Below are 16,485 nucleotides of genomic sequence, written 5' to 3'. Positions count from 1 at the left end.
CCCCGGTACAGCGCATAGCCGACGCCGACAGCGAAGCGTGGCGCCGGCTCGCCCACTGTCCCCGCCCCGGCCCTCATCCCCAACTCCTAGGCCTCCCGGGCCGCGGAGGTGAGCGACATGTCCGGCTAGCGGTCGCCCGCGACCTGGCCGGCGATCGGCTCCAGCAGCGCCAGCTCTTCCGTGGTCAGGGTGATCCGGGTGGCCGCGGCGTTCTCGAGGAGGCGGCTGCGCTTGCGGGTTCCGGGGATCGGTACGACGGTCAGGCCGTGCGCCTGGGCCCGCTGCTGCACCCAGGCCAGGGCGATCTGGGCCGTGGTGGCGCCATGGTCGGCTGCGAGCTTGTGCAGGGGCGCCAGGAGAGCGGCGTTCGCCTTGGCGTTGTCGCCGGTGAAGCGCGGATGCGACTGCCGGACGTCGCTGCTGGAGAGGTCTTTGCTCACGTCGGTGAAGGCGCCGGACAGAAAGCCCTTGCCGAGCGGCGAGTACGGCACGAAGGCGACCCCGAGCGCGGCGGCCGCGCCCACCGCGCTGCGCTCGGCGTCCCGGCTGAAGAGCGACCACTCCGACTGCACGGCGGTGATCGGGTGCACGGCGTGCGCCTCGCGCAGCTCGGCACCGGTGACCTCGCTCAGGCCGAGGTGCTTGACCTTGCCCTCCCGCACCAGTTCGGCCATGGCGCCGACAGACTCGGCGAGCGGGACGGCGGGGTCGCGGCGGTGCATGTAGTAGAGGTCGATGACCTCCACGTTCAGGCGGCGCAGGCTCGCCTCGACGGCCTTCTTGACGTAGGCGGGATCGTTTCGCAGGCCCCGGTAGTCCGGGTCGTCGGCGCGGCGCTCGATGCCGAACTTGGTGGCCAGAGTGATCTCGTCCCGGTGGGCGGCGACGAACGGCGCGAGGAACTCCTCGTTGGCACCGGAGCCGTACATGTCGGCGGTGTCGATGAGGGTGACGCCCGCCTCGACGGTGGCCTCCAGGGTGTCGCGGGCCGCCGCGTCATCCGTCTGTCCGTAGGCGTGGCTGATGCCCATGGCGCCGAAGCCCTGGACACCGACGAGGGGGCCGCCGTGGCCCAGCTCGACCTTGCTGATCTGTTCAATGGCGTTGCTCATGATGGCGCTCAAGCCCTTTCCACGGGGTGCCGTTGATCACCCGTCATGCCAGCGATGCTAGGGACTTGAAGCGCGCTTCAAGCAACCGAACTTGCAGCGCGAGGAGGGCGCGACGCGGTCCGGGTCGCCGCACCTGCACCGACCCAGCGCAGGGCTGCTACCGCTATCGCGGCGCGGACGAAGTGATCCTCGGGATGGGGACGCCACCGGACCACAGCTCCTCCGCGTGTTCCGCGAAGCGAGAAAACATCCCCATGTCACTATGGCTCCGCAGATGCATCAGTGGCGAATCATGGCCGACGAGCCGGGCCAAGTGCGGCGTGACAAGTGCATCGTCGTCGAAGCGGAAGACCGAGAGGGACACGTGGTTCACGGCATCGGCCGGGGCGGAAAATCGCGCCTCCAGCCCGTGCACCCCACCTATCTTGGCCAGTTGCTCCAGGGTCATCTTGATGCGCGTGGAGACCGTCAGGGCAACGTCCTCGATCTCTTCGCGTTGTCGGGCCACCGGTCCATCCGGGTCGCCGAGCAGGAAGCGAACTCGGCAACCGCTCTCCGCCTTCCTCCGCAGCGTCTCGGGAAGAGCCGGCACCTGTGTCCAGAGGAAGTAGGACGTAAAGCCGGCGAAGAACAGGTCCTCGGTCGCCCCGGCGATCAGATCAGCCCAGACTGTCGAAGGACATGCGGACCTGTAGGCGTAGCTTTGGACGAGCTCCCGGTCACCGCCGGTCTTCAACCGATCCCGAACAGCCTTCGGCCACAGCATCTCTGCTTCAACTCCCAACACCTCAGAGGCGTCTACCCGGTTCCTGGCGTGCGGGATGAGCTCTTCGTCCGCGATCCATCGTTCAACGGTCTTGCCAGAGACACCCACCCGGATAGCAAGCTGCCTCGGTGACAGCCCAGCGGACTCGATAGCTGATCGTAAGGCTGTATTCAAGGATCCCCCTGGGGACGTTTGGGCGTTTTCAACGGTAACGCCGGTACGCCCCAACCGTCTCCGCTTTGGGTGGCGATAGGTCTGCTTCGGGAGGCCAGTCTTTGACTGCAAAGCCACACACAAGACCCCGGCAACCGTGTCCGCGGCCCCGGGGCGTGGCCCACCAGCCTCACAGGAGCTGATGAACAATGAACAACCCTATCGGGTGGTTCTTCACATGGGTGAGTACGCTTCTCGCCTTACGGCCGTGTGGCCGTCACCGGGCTTGCCCGCCAGCCTCAGAGCCCAGCACCGCCGGTGCGGCGCCTCCGCCGCCGCCCGTCCGCCGCACGCCGCGGCGGGAGCTTCAGCAGGGGCGGCGGCGCGTGCTGCCCCTGGCCCCCGACGGCATCGACGCGGGCCCCGAGCGGATTCACGGCATGCTCGCGGGGGTGGCTCGGTGACCGCGATGTCCGGCCTGCGGCTACTGCCGTGGTCCGACCCGGACGGCAAGCCGTGCTACCTGGCGGCGGACGGCGACAACAGCCCTCTGAGCCGCAGAGCGGACGAGATCGAGGCGCTACAGGTGTCGATGGGGAGGGAGCTCCTCAGCCACGCCCGTGCGCTGCTCGGGGACCACAAGGCGGACGCAGGCGAACTCCGGTTCCTGGCGGATCGGCTGTGTGAAGCGCTGCGCGACGTGCTGCGCGGGACGACTGCCAGGGCAGGGGTCCCGCCCCTATGAGTGCCGAGGGCATCATGACCGGCTGGCAGGTCGGGCCCGTCCCGGGCGGGGCCTGCACCGTACACACGATGGAGTGCCCGCACTGCCGCTCCAGATCAGCAGCTGCGGGCAGCACCGCGCCATCGCCGAACTGGAGCTGACCCCCGCTGAGGCGGAGCAGTTGCACGCGGCCCTGTGCCACGCCCTGGGCGAGCAGCCCCCGCCCGCTGATGCGCCCGAATGCCGTCATCCGGTCCGTTTCCCAGGAGGCCGACAGCGGTATCGAGGACGACCCGCACGGATGTGCCACGGCCAACAACGCTTACGGCTTGTGAGCGAGGACAGCGTGAATGCAGGAGTCGGCCTCGTCCCCCGGCAAGGCGGCGTCCAGGTTCATATGCGCGTCCGCGTCCGGTCGCCAACGGTTGGTGGCGACGATGCCGGGAGCAAGGATCTCCAGTCCGGCCCCCTCCAGGAATTCCGCGATGGTGGCCCTGTCGCGCGGTGTGACGATCACGCCGCCCTCCGCGTACAAGGAGGTCAGGAGTTCCACGGTGCGCCGGTCGCCGTCATAGTCGTAGGTGCCCTGCGAGAAGGCCACGTAGCTGCCGGACGGCAGCTCTGCGACCAGCCGCTCGACGATGCCAGCCGGGTCGTCCTCGTCCTGGACGAACAGGAAGACCGAGGCCAGGAGTAATCCGACGGGTTGCTGGAAGTCGATAGTCCCCCGCACGGCCGACGAGCCCAGAATGGCCTCGGGATCACGCACATCGGCCGTGAGGTAGCCGACTCGGGCGTCCCCCACCCGCCTGGCCGACAGCTCCGCCATGGCCGCCTCATCCCGATCGACGTAGACGACCCTGCAGGCCGGCTCGACGGCCTGGGCCGCTTCATGAACGTTCGGTGCGTGGTCCGGCCCGGAGCCGATGTCGAGGAACTGCCTGATGCCGTACTGCCCGGCGAGGATACGTACCGCCCGCATCACGAAGAGACGCTGATTGCGTGCGATGAGCCCGACGCTGGGCACGCGCTGCTGTATCCGTTCGGCCAGTGTGGGAACGGGGTCCCCATCGTCTTCCCTGCCCCCGCTGTTTGCTCTGTCACCCAGGAAGTGCGCATACAGCTGTGCCGGGTATGCGGCTGCCCGGCTGTCGTGAGAAGTCATGCCACTCTCCCGTGGTCTCGCCTTCTTCGGCACCGCAGACGCTCCGGCGGTCACCGAACGATCAGCACGATCCTGCCCGTGAGCTGGACGCGTACCACCCGACCGCACTCGGGCTGCTGGAGCGCGGGTACGTCGACGGCATGCCGGCTGGGACGAGTGCACCGCCGGCCACGGACGACGGGAGTCCGCGATCCAGTTCTTCGAAGGTCGGATTAAGAAAATCAAGATCTGTGCGTTGACGCCTTAAGAAACTCAAGGTACAAAAGAATGGCGAGCGTATCGCCGAGAGCAAGGGAGCCGAGGGTGGACTGGCAGGAGCTGACGGACCTGACGCAGGGGCGGCCGTTCGTGGTCGAGCGGGTCCGCCTCGCCGACAGCGGTGTCGTGGTCGAGGGGCAGTTCGAGCCGCCGCAGCTGGCTCAGCTCGGCGTCGACGACCAGGTGTTCGTTGCCGCGTTCGTACGGTCGCACGGTTCGATCAAGGAGATGGAGCGGATCTTCGGGGTGAGCTACCCGACGATCAAGTCCCGGCTGAAACGGATCGCCGAGCACCTCGACTTCGTCGACACCGACCCGGCGCCCACCAGCGCCGACGTCGTCGACCGCCTGCAGCGGGGGGAGATCAGCGTCCAGGAGGCGCTGGCCGAGCTGGAGCGGTCCCGATGATCCCGCAGCTGGTGACGGTACGCCATCGCCGACCCGACGGCCGCTGGCGGCGGCTGTACGTCCCGGTGCTGCCGGTCGTGCTGGTGCTGTCGCCGCTGCTGCTGCTCGCCGTACTGGGCGGAGTGGTCGCATGCCTCGTCACCCAGGTGAGCGCGGTGGGCGCGCTGCGCGGCATCGGGCGGCTGCTGTGGGCGCTGCCCGGCACCCGGTTCGAGATCGAGCAGGGCCGAACGGCCGTGCTGGTAAGCGTCAGATGAGCCAGAGAGGGAGAGCAACATTGAACGAGCAGCGCCGCCAGATCCTTCAGATGCTGGCCGAGGGCAAGATCACCGCGGACGAGGCCGAGCGGCTGATCGACGCCCTCGGACAAGAACAGCCCGAGTCGCCGACCGGAGCCGCGTCCCGCCCGAAACCCCGACCCAAGTATCTGCGCGTGGTGGTGAGCTGGGCGGACGGCTCCGGCGGCGACGGGTCAGGCCGGGTCAACGTCCGGGTCCCGCTACAGCTGCTGCGCGCCGGGGTCCGGCTCACGAGCCTTATCCCTCCGCAGGCGCTCACCAAGGCCAACGCGGAACTGGACAAGTCGGGGGTACCGATCGACCTCACCGAGCTCAAGCCGCAGCACCTCGAGGAGCTCATCGACCATCTCGACGAGGTCATTGTCGACCTCGACGACCCCGACGCCAAGGTGCAGGTGTTCTGCGAGTGACACCGCCACGGCGCCCGGCGCCCGGGACCACGGGGTCGGGCGGCCGTCCGGCCGGGCGGCGGAGGCGGCCCGCGGTTCGGTAACTCACCTACCACCCCTATTACTTCACCCTTCGAAAGGGAGAGCTCCATGGCTTCATTTGTCATGCCCACGTCTATGCGTGCCGACGGTCACGCGTCGCCCGCCGCCGTCTCCACCGCCGATCTGCGCAAGTCGTACGGCGATAAGACCGTCCTGGACGGCATCGACCTGCACATCCCAGCCGGCACGGTGTTCGCGCTGCTCGGCCCGAACGGCGCCGGCAAAACCACCGCCGTGAACATCCTGTCCACACTCATCACCGCCGACAGCGGACAAGCCCAGGTCGCAGGCCACGACATCACCACATCACCACACAAGGTGCGTGCGGCGATCGGTGTCACCGGGCAGTTCTCCGCCGTCGACGGCCTGATCACCGGCGAGGAGAACATGCTCCTCATGGCCGACCTGCACCACCTCCCCCAGCGCGAAGGACGTCGAGTCGCCGCCGGACTGCTGGAGCGCTTCGACCTCACCGAAGCCGCGAAGAAACCCGCCTCCACCTACTCCGGCGGCATGAAACGCCGCCTCGACATCGCCATGACCCTGGTCGGCAACCCCCGCATCATCTTCCTCGACGAACCCACCACCGGCCTCGACCCCCGCTCCCGCCACAACATGTGGCAGATCATCCGCGAACTGGTCTCCGACGGCGTCACCGTCTTCCTCACCACCCAATACCTCAACGAAGCCGACCAACTCGCCGACCGCATCGCCCTCCTCAACAACGGCAAAATCGCCGCCGAAGGCACCGCCGACGAACTCAAACGACTCATCCCCGGCGGACACATCCGACTCCGCTTCACCAACCCGGCCACCTACCACTCCGCCGCCGACGCCCTGCACGAGGCCACCCGCAACGACGAAGCACTCGCACTCCAGATCCCCAGCGACGGCAGCCAACGCGAACTGCGCTCCATCCTCGACCGGCTGGACTCCACCGGCATCGAAGCCGACGAACTCACCGTCCACACCCCCGACCTCGACGACGTGTTCTTCGCCCTCACCAGCAACACCAACCAGCCCAACCAGCCCAAGGAGACAGCCCGATGAACGCCCTCTCCCTCGCCCTACGCGACTCGAACACCATGCTGCGCCGCAACCTCCTGCACGCCCGGCGCTACCCCTCCATGACCCTCAACCTGCTGCTCACACCCGTCATACTCCTGCTGCTCTTCGTCTACATCTTCGGCGACACCATGAGCGCCGGCATGAGCGGCGGCGCCGACCGCTCCCAGTACCTCGCCTACCTCGTCCCCGGCCTCCTGCTGATGACCATCGGCAGCACCACCATCGGCACCGCCGTATCCGTCTCCATGGACATGACCGAAGGCATCATCGCCCGCTTCCGCACCATGGCCATCCACCGCGGATCCATACTCATCGGACACGTCATCGGCAGCGTCCTCCAGTCGATCATGAGCATCATCCTCGTCGGCGCCGTCGCCCTGGCCATCGGCTTCCGCTCCACCAACGCCACACCCCTGGAATGGATCGCGGCATTCGGGCTGATCGCGCTCTTCGCCCTGGCACTCACCTGGATCGCCGTCGGAATGGGCCTGTCCAGCCCCAACCCCGAGGCCGCCAGCAACAACGCCATGCCACTGATCTTCCTCCCCCTCATCTCCAGCACCTTCGTCCCGGTCGACGCGATGCCCCGCTGGTTCCAGCCCATCGCCGAATACCAGCCCTTCACCCCCGCCATCGAAACCCTGCGCGGCCTGCTCCTCGGCACCGAGATCGGCAACAACGGCTGGATCACCATCGCCTGGTGCCTGGGCCTGACCGTGCTCGGCTACCACTGGTCCAAGGCAGTGTTCAACCGCGACCCGAAATAGCCGGGCACAGTCAGGCCCAGGCCGGGCGGTCGGTGCCCCAGAAGGTGGGCGGGTGGGCCCAGTCGCGGGGGGCGTTGTCGTAGCCGAGGGGTGGAAGGGCGTAGCGCAGATGGCCGTACGGGGCGGGCCGCTCGGTCAGCCAGGGGTGGGGGTCGTACGGGGCGGCGGGGGCTGCCGGGGTGTTCTGGGCGGTGGCGGGGGTGATGCCGTGCATCAGCCAGGAGGCCGTCGCGGTGAGGGAGAGGCGCAGGTGGCGTCCGCCGCCGCTCTCTTGGCGTTCGTTCAGGGCGCGCAGGACCGCCGCGGCGAGCAGATAGCCCGTGCCGTGGTCCAGGGCCTGCGCGGGCAGTACGCCGGGGTCGCCGTCGGGGGTGGCTTCGAGGGTCGCGATGCCGCTCGCGGCCTGGACGAGGCTGTCGAAGCCGCGCCGGTCGGCCCAGGGGCCGGACCAGCCCCAGGCCGACACCTGGGCGACGACGAGTCCCGGGCGGCGTTCCAGCAGGGCGTCCGGGCCGAGGCCGAAGCGGTCGAGGGCGCCCGGGCGGTAGCCGGTGACCACGACGTCGGCGCGGGAGAGGAGCTCTTCGAAGGTCTGCCGGTCCCGGGGGTCGCCGAGGTCCAGCCGGGTGGACCGCTTGCCGAAGCCGGTGTCGGCGTGGGCGTCGGGGTCCTCCGGGAGGTGCGGGGAGTCGATGCGCAGTACGTCCGCGCCGAGCAGGGCCAGGGTGCGGGTGGCCACCGGCCCGGCGATGACCCGGGTCAGGTCGAGGACCCGTACGCCGCTCGCGGGGAGGGGCGCGGGCGGCAAGGGGCGGGGGGCGGCGTCTCCGACCCGCCGGGACTCGACCAGCGCCGACTCGGTGACGGCCTCCGCCGGTGGTGCGACCGGCGGCGCCACGGCTACGGCCAGGCCGCCCGCCGCGTAGACCGTCTCCTGGATCCAGTGAGCCGGGCGGGCCGCCAGCTCCTCGGCGAGGCGCTTGGCGAGGGCGGCCTCGTCCCGCTCCTGGTCGGCGATGCCGAGGGCGGCCAGGAGGCGGGTGCGGTGGTGGGGGTAGTTGGCGTGGGTGCGCACCCAGCCGTCGGCCGCGCGCCAGAAACCGGACAGCGGCGCGAAGTTCGTCGGCTTCCGGCCGTCGATCCGCAGATGCCGCTCGCTGACGAACGCCGTGGCGACCGCGGCCTCCGCCACCCGTACGGCGGGAACCGCTTCCCCGGACCGCCGCGCTCCGAGTTCGGCGGCGGCGAGGGAGCACGCTCCCACGGTGGCGCGGGCGAGCTCCCGTACGGGCAGGCGGGAGGGCAGCACCTCGTCGGCCGGGGCGTACGACACTCTCTCGGTCAGTTGCGCCGCGCCTCCGAGGGTCGCCCACACGTGAGCGGTGGCCGCGTCGATTCGCTGGGTCATACATTCATTGTGCTCGGCACGGACAATAAGACACGGCCGCCAACCGTGAGCTGTCCCACTCAGGCGCACGCTGTCAGGCGCGGCGGATGATGATGTCGCCGGCCGCGGTCCGGGCGTGCACCTCGACGGTCTCGTCGGACTCGGCGGGGCCGGCGGAAGAGCCGAGCGAATTGCGTACCGTGCCGTACTTGGTGTTCAGGTCGAGCCAGGCGGCGGTGCCCTCGTGGATGCCCACTTCGAGTTCGCCGACGGAGGTGTGCAGGTCGATACGGCCGCGGGTGACGTCGCCGACACGGATGCCGCCGTTGGAGGACTTCGCGTCGACCCCGGCGTGGGCGACGCCGACCTCGATCCGGCCGTTGGCGGCCTTGGCGCTGACACTGTCGTGCGCGATGCCGACGGAAATGGCGCCGTTGGCCGCGCTGGTCTTCAGACCGCCGGTGACCTCGCCGACCTCGATCGCGCCGAGGCCGTTCTTGACGGTCGCCGAGCCGGCGACCGTGCCGACCTCGATCCGGCCCGCGCCGAGAACTTCGACGTCCCCGGCCGAGCGGGCCAGGCGGATGTCGCCGAGGTCGGTCTTGAGGCTGGCGCCGGCCGCCTCGTCGACCTGGAGGTCGCCGAGCGAGGTCTTGAGCGTGACCTCCCCGAAGCGGCCTTCGCAGTAGAAGCTGCCCATGCCCGTGGTGCCCCGGACATCGGATCCGGCGGGCAGTTCGACGCTCACCTCGATGGCGCCCGGCTTGCCGAACAGGGTCCGCTTCTTGGGTGTCCTGACCGTGAGGCGGCCGCCCGAGCAGGTGACCTGGGTCTGCTGCACGGCGCGTACGTCGTTGTCGTCGGATCCGTTGCTCGGCAGCACCTCCACGACCGTGTCGGTGCGCTTGCCCGCGGTGATGCGGGCGGTGCCGGCCTCCAACTCGAGGGTGACGGAGATCGGTTCGGGGGTCTCGAAAGCAGGCATGGCCGTTCCGTCCTTTTGGCTTGGGTGGGCGATCCCGCTGGTGAGGCGGGTGATGACTGACGTCGGCGGGATCGGCGATCCGCCGGTGAAAGTGGGGTGGGCGGCCCTAGCGGACCCAGCCGGTGAAGCCCCGGCTGCCCGAGTTCTTGCCGCGGCCCGCCTGGCTCGCGCGCTCCCCGCCGTCGAGGGCGGTGGACACGGCCCGCACCAGCCAGGCGTTGACCGACAGGCCCTCCGCCGCCGCGGCGTCCTCGGCGCGGGCCTTGAGGTGGGCGGGGAGGCGGAAGTTGATCCGCGCCATGGCGCCGTCGTCGGCGACCGCGGGCGGCGGTGGCGGCGCGGGCGCGGCGGGGGCCGAATCCGGCTCCTGCGCCTCCTGGAACGGCTCGGGGGCGGGCGGCGCCGTCACCACGAACTCCGGGTCGAGTCCGCGCAGTCGCACGTCGACCGAGCCCGGCGCCAGCTCCCGCGTGACCTCGCCCATGGCGGCGGACAGTGCGTTGAGGAGGGTCAGGCGGGCGGCGGACTCCAGGGGGGCGGTGAGCCGCTCGGCGAGGGCGCGGGCGTCGTCGCCGCCGGCGTCCGCGGCGGCGGCCAGCTCCTGCCGGAGGCTGTCGACGTAGGGCGTGAGGTTCATGACGCCATCATGGCACATCGATGGCGCTATTGCGAGCCGGATTGGCTTCTTTGTGCGCACGCGGCTTTGACCTGGGACTTCCTCCCCCGACTAGCGTGTCGTGGCGCCGCACTGGCGACGAGGTGGCTTGCGGTAGGTCTTCGGTGATGCCACTATGGCACCACTCGAGCGACGGATCTGACGCCACCGCACTGCCGGTCTGGCGTTATCGCTGAGGCCGCTCCGCGTCCCGCTGCCGCACCCCGCTCGGCCCTGTGCGTTTTCGACCTTTCCCGCCCACCGACAGGAGTTCCCAGCCATGGCTACCTTCCTCTACAAGCTGGGCCGTCTCGCCTTCCGGCGGCGATGGCTGATAGCGCTGCTGTGGGTGGTGATCTTCTGCGGTGCGGGCTTCGCCGCCTCCTCCGCCCCGGCGCCGCCCGCCGACACCTTCTCGATGCCCGGTACGGAGTCGCAGAAGGCCTTCGACCTGCTGGAGAAGAAGTTCCCGGACGCGAGCGCCGACGGTGCGAGCGCCCGGGTCGTGGTCCGTGCGCCCGAGGGCGGGAAGATCTCCGCCCCCGCACCGAAGGCCCACGTCGCGGCGCTGGTCGCGCAGTTGAAGAAGTCCCCGCAGGTGGCCTCGGTGAGCGACCCGTTCACGACGAAGGCGGTGAGCAAGGACGGCTCCACCGCCTACGCCATCGCCACCTACAAGGTCCCCGCCACCGAGGTCGGCGACAAGGCGCACGACGCGCTCGACGACGCACTGGCCAAGGCCCGCGACAGCGGCCTGACCGCGGAGGCCGGCGGCGACGCCGTGAAGATCGACGCCGCGATGGGCGGCACCGGCGAGAAGATCGGCATCCTGGTCTCCGCCGTGGTCCTGGTCCTCACGTTCGGCTCGGTGGTCGCCGCCGGGATGCCGCTGCTCACAGCCCTCATCGGCGTCGGTATCGGCATCTCCGCGATCACGGCGCTCGGCGCCGCCCTCGGACTGTCCGGCACCACGTCGACCCTGGCGATGATGCTCGGCCTCGCCGTCGGCATCGACTACGCCCTGTTCATCGTCTCCCGCTACCGCGCCGAACTCACCGAGGGCCGCGACCGCGCCGACGCCGCGGGGCGGGCGGTCGGCACCGCGGGCTCCGCGGTCGTCTTCGCCGGGCTCACCGTCATCGTGGCCCTCGCGGGCCTGGCCGTGGTGAACATCCCGATGCTCACCAAGATGGGCCTGGCCGCCGCGGGCACCGTCGCCGTCGCCGTACTCGTCGCCCTCACCTTCGTGCCCGCGCTGCTCGGCTTCGCGCCGGTCAAGGTCCTTCGCCGCCGGGACCGCAAGCGGTTCTCCAGCAAGCCGCTCAACGCCCGCCAGCAGCGCAAGGCCGCCGAGCACGCCGAGAAGGACGCCCGGCGCAAGCCCAACCTCGGCTCCCGCTGGGCCGGTTACGTCCTGCGCCACCCCGTCGCCGTACTGCTGCTGGCCGTCGTCGGCCTCGGCGCGGTCGCCGTGCCCGCCGCCAGTCTGGAGCTCGGTCTGCCCGGCGAGGGCACCATGGCCCCCGACACCACCCAGCGCAAGGCCTACGACATGCTCTCGGAGTCCTTCGGCGCCGGGTTCAACGGGCCGCTGATGATCACCGTGGAGGGCCAGGACGCGGCCGTCGCGGCCGACACCGTCGGCAGACGACTCGCCGAGCAGGACGGCGTCGCCACCGTCACCCCGGCCACGCCCAACGAGGCCGGCGACACCGCGATCCTGAGCGTCGTCCCGGCCACCGGCCCCACCGACGGCGCGACCGAGGACCTGGTGCGCCACCTGCGCTCCCTGGCCGACGGCTTCCAGGCCGACACCGGCGCCGAGGTCCTGGTCACCGGCCAGACCGCGATGTTCATCGACTTCTCCAAGACCCTCGACGACGCGCTGCTTCCCTATCTCTGCCTGGTCGTGGGCCTGGCGTTCCTGCTCCTGATGGTGGTCTTCCGCTCGGTCCTCGTACCGCTCAAGGCCGCGCTCGGCTTCCTGCTCTCGGTGACCGCCGCGCTCGGCGCCGTCGTCGCGGTCTTCCAGTGGGGCTGGCTCGCCGATGTCTTCGGCGTCGACCAGCCGAGCCCGATCATGAGCACGATGCCGATCTTCATGATCGGGGTGGTCTTCGGCCTCGCCATGGACTACGAGGTGTTCCTGGTGACCCGCATGCGGGAGGCGTACGTCCACGGGGCGCGGCCCGCCGAGGCCGTCGTCACCGGGTTCCGCTACAGCGGCCGGGTGGTCGCCGCGGCCGCCGCCATCATGATCAGCGTGTTCTCCGGCTTCATCGTGGAGGACAACGACTTCGTCAAGATGATCGGATTCGGCCTCGCGGCCGCGGTGCTCTTCGACGCCTTCATCGTCCGCATGACGATCGTCCCCGCCCTGTTCGCCCTGCTCGGCAAGCACGCCTGGTGGCTGCCGCGCCGGCTCGACCGGCTGCTTCCCAACCTCGACGTCGAGGGCGAGAAGCTCTCCCGCACGGCCCCGGCCGGGCGGGTGGCGCCTCCGCGCCGCGAACCTGAACTGGTCGACTGACGCCCCGGTTTGACTGTGGTCAGGCCCAGCGGCTCGGCGCCGCTGGGCCTGCCGCGTGCGGCGACCGCGTAGGCCGCGCCGCCGCAGCCCGGGACCGCCGGGGCTATTGGCCCCGGTGGGCCGGGGCCATGGCACAACGTGTTCGCCGAACCAGCCATGTACGGCGCATGGAAGAGATCATGCGGCCGTGTGCGCGGATTTCGGAACCTTCCTCGTCCGCCCCGACGGCTACGTCGGCCTCGCGGCGGATGGCTCGGAAGCGGCGGGCGAGGAAGCCGGGCTCCGGGACTACCTGGCCGGATTGGGCGACCACGCCGCCCCCGCCGGACGGTAGTCGGCCTGCATGTCCGCCCCCTACTCCTCCCCGAACTCCAGCAGCACCTTGCAGGAGCGGCTGCGGTCGGCGGCCAGGGCGAAGGCGTCGGCCGAGTCCCGTACCGGCCGGACCGCGCTGATCAGCGACTCCAGGGACGGCTCGGCCGCCAGCAGTCGCAGGGCGTCGTCGAACTCCGCGTGGAAGCGGAACGCCCCGCGGACCTCGATCTCCCGGCTGACCAGCAGGTTCCCCGCGATCGGGCTCTGCCCGGGCGGCAGCATGCCCAGCTGTACGACGACGCCGCCGCGCCGGAGCCGGCGCAGACAGGTGTCGAGGCCGGCCGCCACACCGGAGGCCTCGATCGCGACGTCCACCTCGTCGTCCGGCCAGTTCGGGTCGGCCGGGTCATCGGCCCGTACGCACGCGGTGGCCCCGGCCGCGGCCGCGAACTCCAGGGCGCGCGGCAGCAGATCGGTCACCGTGATCTCCGCGGCGCCCGCCGCGCGCGCCGCGGCCACGACCAGACAGCCGATCGGCCCGGCGCCCGTGACCAGCACACGACGGCCCTTGAGGTCACCGGCTCGCCGTACCGCGTGCAGGCCGACCGCGAGCGGCTCCGCGAGCGCGGCGCGGCGCAGGTCGAGCCCCTCGGGCAGGGCCCGCAGCTGCGCCGCCGGGACGGCGATACGGGCCGCGAAGCCGCCCTGGACGTGCGGGGTCCGCGCGGCGCTGCCCAGGTAGCGGGTGTCGCGGCAGACGTTGGCCCGGCCGTCCGCGCACTCGGGGCACACCCCGCAGGGCGTGGCCGGATGGACGGCGACGGGCGTGCCGGGCGCGGGCCCGCTGGCGCCCTCGCCGTATCCGACGACCGTGCCGACGACCTCGTGGCCCAGCACCATCGGCTCGCTCAGGCGGAAGTCGCCGACCCCGCCGTGGCGGTGGTAGTGCAGATCGGATCCGCAGATGCCGCCGTAGCGGATCGCGACGACGGCCTGCCCGGGAGCCGGAGTCGGCTCGGGGAGTCCGTCGACCCGCAGATCGCCCTGCCCATGAATCACACAGCCCAGCACCATGTCCTCCACCCACGCCTCTCCGTGTTTCTCACGTCTCCGTGCTCAGAGCACGCTCGTCATGCCGCCGTCTACGTACAGAACCTGCCCGCTCACGAAGTCCGCCGCGGGGGAAGCGAGATACAGCAGCGCGCCGACCAGATCCTCGGTCCGCCCCCAGCGGCCCGCCGGGGTCCGTCCGCGCACCCAGGCGCTGAACTTCTCGTCCTCGACGAGCGGCTGGGTCAGCTCCGTCTCGATATAGCCGGGGCCCAGCCCGTTGACCTGGATTCCGTACGGGCCCCAGTCGGCGCACATGCCCTTGGTGAGCATCTTCAGCGCGCCCTTGGTCGCCGCGTAGGGGGCGATGCCGGGGCGCACCACCTCGCTCTGGAGCGAACAGATGTTGACGATCTTTCCGTGTCCGCGCTCGGTCATCCGCCGGGCGACCTCGCGGCCCACCAGGAAGGCGCTGGTGAGGTTGGTGTCCACGATCTGATGCCAGTCGGCGTCGGTGAACTCCAGCAGCGGGGCGCGGTTCTGCATGCCCGCGTTGTTGACCAGGATGTCGAGCGGGCCGACCCGCTCCTCCACCTCGGCGACCCCGGCGGCGACGGAGGGTCCGTCGGTGACGTCGAAGGCGGCGGTGTGGACGGTGGCGGTGTTCCCCGTCGCCTCCACGGAGTCGGCGAGTTCGGCCGCCGCGGCCTTGAGCCGTTCCGGGTCACGGCCGTTGAGGACCACCGTGCAGCCCGCCTCCAGCAGGCCCCGGGCGAGCGCGTGGCCGATGCCCCGGCTGGAGCCGGTGACGAGGGCGGTGCGGCCCGCGATGTCGAAGAGCGGATGTGTCGTCATGGGTGTGTGTTCCCCCAGATCGCTGGATGACCGGATCGCTAGATGACCAGTGAAAGCAGCATGACGAAGCCGAGCGAGACGACGGAGATGATGGTCTCCATCACCGACCAGGTCCGTACGGTCTGGCCGACGCTCATCCCGAAGTACTCCTTCACCAGCCAGAATCCGGCGTCGTTGACATGGCTGAAGAACAGCGACCCGGCGCCGATGGCGAGGACGAGCAGCGCGGTGTGCGTGGTGCTCATATCGGCCGCGAGCGGGCCCATGAGACCGGCGGCGGAGATCGTGGCCACGGTCGCCGAGCCGGTCGCCAGCCGGATGCCCACCGCGATCAGCCAGGCCAGCAGCAGCGCCGAGACGTTCCAGTCCTTGGAGAAGTCCATGATCATGTTGCCGACGCCGATGTCGATCAGCGTCTGCTTGAAGCCGCCGCCCGCGCCGACGATCAGCAGGATTCCGGCGATGGGGGCGAGCGAGGTCTCGACGGTGGACGCCAGCCGGCCCTTGGCGAAGCCCGCCGCCCGGCCGAGCGTGAACATCCCGACGATGACGGCCGCCAGCAGCGCGATCAGCGGCGAGCCGACGACGTCCGCGACCCGCTGGACGCCGTTGGCCGGGTCGTCCACGACGATGTCGACGAGCGCCTTGCCGAGCATCAGGACGACGGGCAGCAGCACCGTGGCCACGGTGACCCCGAACCCGGGGCGGCGCTCCAGCTCCTCCGAGGGACGGGCCGGGATCAGCCGGTCGGGCGGGGTGACGTCCACCCAGCGGGCGGCGACGCGCGAGAAGAGCGGCCCGGCGATCACGACGGTGGGCAGCGCGACCAGCACGCCGAGCGCCAGGGTGACGCCCAGGTTGGCCTTGACCGCGTCGATCGCGGCGAGCGGGCCGGGGTGCGGCGGCACCAGGCCGTGCATGACGGACAGGCCGGCGAGGGCCGGGATGCCGATGCGCATCAGCGAGTAGTTGCCGCGCTTGGCGACCAGCAGCACCACCGGGATCAGCAGCACCATGCCGACCTCGAAGAAGAGCGGCAGCCCGATGATGCCCGCGATCAGCGCCATCGCCCACGGCATGGTGCGGTCGTTCGCCTTGGCGAGGATCGTGTCGACGATCTCGTCGGCGCCGCCGGAATCGGCGAGGAGCTTGCCGAGTATCGCGCCGAGCGCGATCAGCACGCCGACGCCCGCGACCGTGCTGCCGAGCCCGGCCGTGAAGCTGGCGATCGCCTTGTCCAGCGGCGCGCCGGCGACGGCGCCGAGGGCCAGGGAGCCGATGGTCAGCGACAGAAAGGCGTGCAGCTTGAACTTGGTGATGAGCAGGACGATGACGGCGATGCCGACAAGGACGGCGATTCCCAGCTGGGCGTGACCGGCCGACGTGATCGGGTCGGCGGTGTCCGCTGCCAGGATCTCGACGCTGAGACCGGTCACGGAGGCTTCCTTAAGGTGTCTTGGCCGTACGTTTGTTTATCCGGCTACGCCGGGGAACGGG

At 70.5% G+C, this 16,485-nt stretch carries 17 protein-coding genes; 8 read left to right on the top strand and 9 right to left on the bottom strand.

Annotated elements, in window-relative coordinates; all coding sequences use genetic code 11:
- Positions 1–125 precede the first annotated feature (125 nt).
- Both ACWY4P_RS31075 and ACWY4P_RS31070 read right to left on the bottom strand, forming a co-directional pair.
- Positions 126–1,112 carry an aldo/keto reductase gene (locus ACWY4P_RS31075; protein ID WP_456203775.1) on the bottom strand — a complete coding sequence of 329 codons (987 nt, stop codon included), beginning with the start codon at positions 1,110–1,112 and terminating at the stop codon, positions 126–128.
- A gap of 163 nt (positions 1,113–1,275) precedes the next feature.
- Positions 1,276–1,878 (bottom strand): XRE family transcriptional regulator, encoded by a 603-nt coding sequence (locus ACWY4P_RS31070; RefSeq protein WP_456213116.1) that lies wholly within the window; start codon positions 1,876–1,878, stop codon positions 1,276–1,278.
- A gap of 622 nt (positions 1,879–2,500) precedes the next feature.
- Here ACWY4P_RS31070 and ACWY4P_RS31065 point away from each other — a divergent pair.
- Positions 2,501–2,776, top strand: a complete 276-nt coding sequence (locus ACWY4P_RS31065) for a hypothetical protein (protein ID WP_456213115.1) — start codon at positions 2,501–2,503, stop codon at positions 2,774–2,776.
- 301 nt (positions 2,777–3,077) lie between these two features.
- Here the strand turns inward: ACWY4P_RS31065 and ACWY4P_RS31060 are convergent, their stop codons facing one another.
- Positions 3,078–3,920 (bottom strand): SAM-dependent methyltransferase, encoded by an 843-nt coding sequence (locus ACWY4P_RS31060; protein WP_456203774.1) that lies wholly within the window; start codon positions 3,918–3,920, stop codon positions 3,078–3,080.
- 303 nt (positions 3,921–4,223) lie between these two features.
- On the opposite strand from ACWY4P_RS31060, the gene ACWY4P_RS31055 reads away from it, so the two are divergent.
- From ACWY4P_RS31055 to ACWY4P_RS31035, 5 genes are all read left to right on the top strand, one after another.
- Positions 4,224–4,586 carry a DUF2089 domain-containing protein gene (locus ACWY4P_RS31055; protein ID WP_456203773.1) on the top strand — a complete coding sequence of 121 codons (363 nt, stop codon included), beginning with the start codon at positions 4,224–4,226 and terminating at the stop codon, positions 4,584–4,586.
- Positions 4,583–4,843, top strand: coding sequence for a hypothetical protein (locus tag ACWY4P_RS31050; protein WP_456203771.1), 261 nt, complete (start codon positions 4,583–4,585; stop codon positions 4,841–4,843). Before ACWY4P_RS31055 ends, ACWY4P_RS31050 begins: the two co-directional genes overlap by 4 nt.
- A gap of 20 nt (positions 4,844–4,863) precedes the next feature.
- Positions 4,864–5,295 (top strand): SHOCT-like domain-containing protein, encoded by a 432-nt coding sequence (locus ACWY4P_RS31045; protein ID WP_456203770.1) that lies wholly within the window; start codon positions 4,864–4,866, stop codon positions 5,293–5,295.
- 129 nt (positions 5,296–5,424) lie between these two features.
- Complete coding sequence (locus tag ACWY4P_RS31040; protein WP_456203769.1) at positions 5,425–6,426, top strand: ATP-binding cassette domain-containing protein; 1,002 nt, start codon at positions 5,425–5,427, stop codon at positions 6,424–6,426.
- Entirely contained in the window at positions 6,423–7,211 is a 789-nt protein-coding gene (locus ACWY4P_RS31035) for an ABC transporter permease (RefSeq protein ID WP_456203768.1), read from the top strand. The genes ACWY4P_RS31040 and ACWY4P_RS31035 overlap by 4 nt, the downstream gene beginning before the upstream one ends.
- 10 nt (positions 7,212–7,221) lie before the next feature.
- On the opposite strand, the gene ACWY4P_RS31030 is transcribed toward ACWY4P_RS31035, so the two are convergent.
- From ACWY4P_RS31030 to ACWY4P_RS31020, 3 genes are all read right to left on the bottom strand, one after another.
- Positions 7,222–8,619, bottom strand: a complete 1,398-nt coding sequence (locus ACWY4P_RS31030; protein ID WP_456203767.1) for a CoA transferase — start codon at positions 8,617–8,619, stop codon at positions 7,222–7,224.
- A 73-nt stretch (positions 8,620–8,692) separates the two neighbouring features.
- Positions 8,693–9,583: a DUF4097 family beta strand repeat-containing protein gene (locus ACWY4P_RS31025; protein ID WP_456203765.1), complete on the bottom strand. Its 891-nt coding sequence runs from the start codon at positions 9,581–9,583 to the stop codon at positions 8,693–8,695.
- Positions 9,584–9,689: 106 nt separating this feature from the next.
- Complete coding sequence (locus ACWY4P_RS31020) at positions 9,690–10,220, bottom strand: hypothetical protein (RefSeq protein ID WP_456203764.1); 531 nt, start codon at positions 10,218–10,220, stop codon at positions 9,690–9,692.
- Positions 10,221–10,518: 298 nt separating this feature from the next.
- Between ACWY4P_RS31020 and ACWY4P_RS31015 the strand changes: the two genes are divergently transcribed.
- Both ACWY4P_RS31015 and ACWY4P_RS31010 read left to right on the top strand, forming a co-directional pair.
- Positions 10,519–12,768, top strand: coding sequence for an MMPL family transporter (locus tag ACWY4P_RS31015; RefSeq protein ID WP_456203763.1), 2,250 nt, complete (start codon positions 10,519–10,521; stop codon positions 12,766–12,768).
- Between the two features lie 187 nt (positions 12,769–12,955).
- Positions 12,956–13,102: a hypothetical protein gene (locus ACWY4P_RS31010; RefSeq protein ID WP_456203762.1), complete on the top strand. Its 147-nt coding sequence runs from the start codon at positions 12,956–12,958 to the stop codon at positions 13,100–13,102.
- Positions 13,103–13,122: 20 nt separating this feature from the next.
- Here the strand turns inward: ACWY4P_RS31010 and ACWY4P_RS31005 are convergent, their stop codons facing one another.
- Genes ACWY4P_RS31005 through ACWY4P_RS30995 form a run of 3 tightly spaced genes read right to left on the bottom strand, consistent with a single transcriptional unit; the run spans position 13,123 to position 16,424 of the window.
- Positions 13,123–14,157 (bottom strand): L-idonate 5-dehydrogenase, encoded by a 1,035-nt coding sequence (locus ACWY4P_RS31005; protein WP_456213114.1) that lies wholly within the window; start codon positions 14,155–14,157, stop codon positions 13,123–13,125.
- A gap of 42 nt (positions 14,158–14,199) precedes the next feature.
- Positions 14,200–14,988 (bottom strand): SDR family oxidoreductase, encoded by a 789-nt coding sequence (locus ACWY4P_RS31000; protein ID WP_456203761.1) that lies wholly within the window; start codon positions 14,986–14,988, stop codon positions 14,200–14,202.
- 38 nt (positions 14,989–15,026) lie between these two features.
- Complete coding sequence (locus ACWY4P_RS30995) at positions 15,027–16,424, bottom strand: GntT/GntP/DsdX family permease (RefSeq protein WP_456203759.1); 1,398 nt, start codon at positions 16,422–16,424, stop codon at positions 15,027–15,029.
- Between the last annotated feature and the right edge of the window lie 61 nt (positions 16,425–16,485).

The sequence above is a fragment of the Streptomyces sp. LZ34 genome, from assembly GCF_053890475.1.
This window is presented reverse-complemented; position numbering and strand designations above follow the sequence as displayed.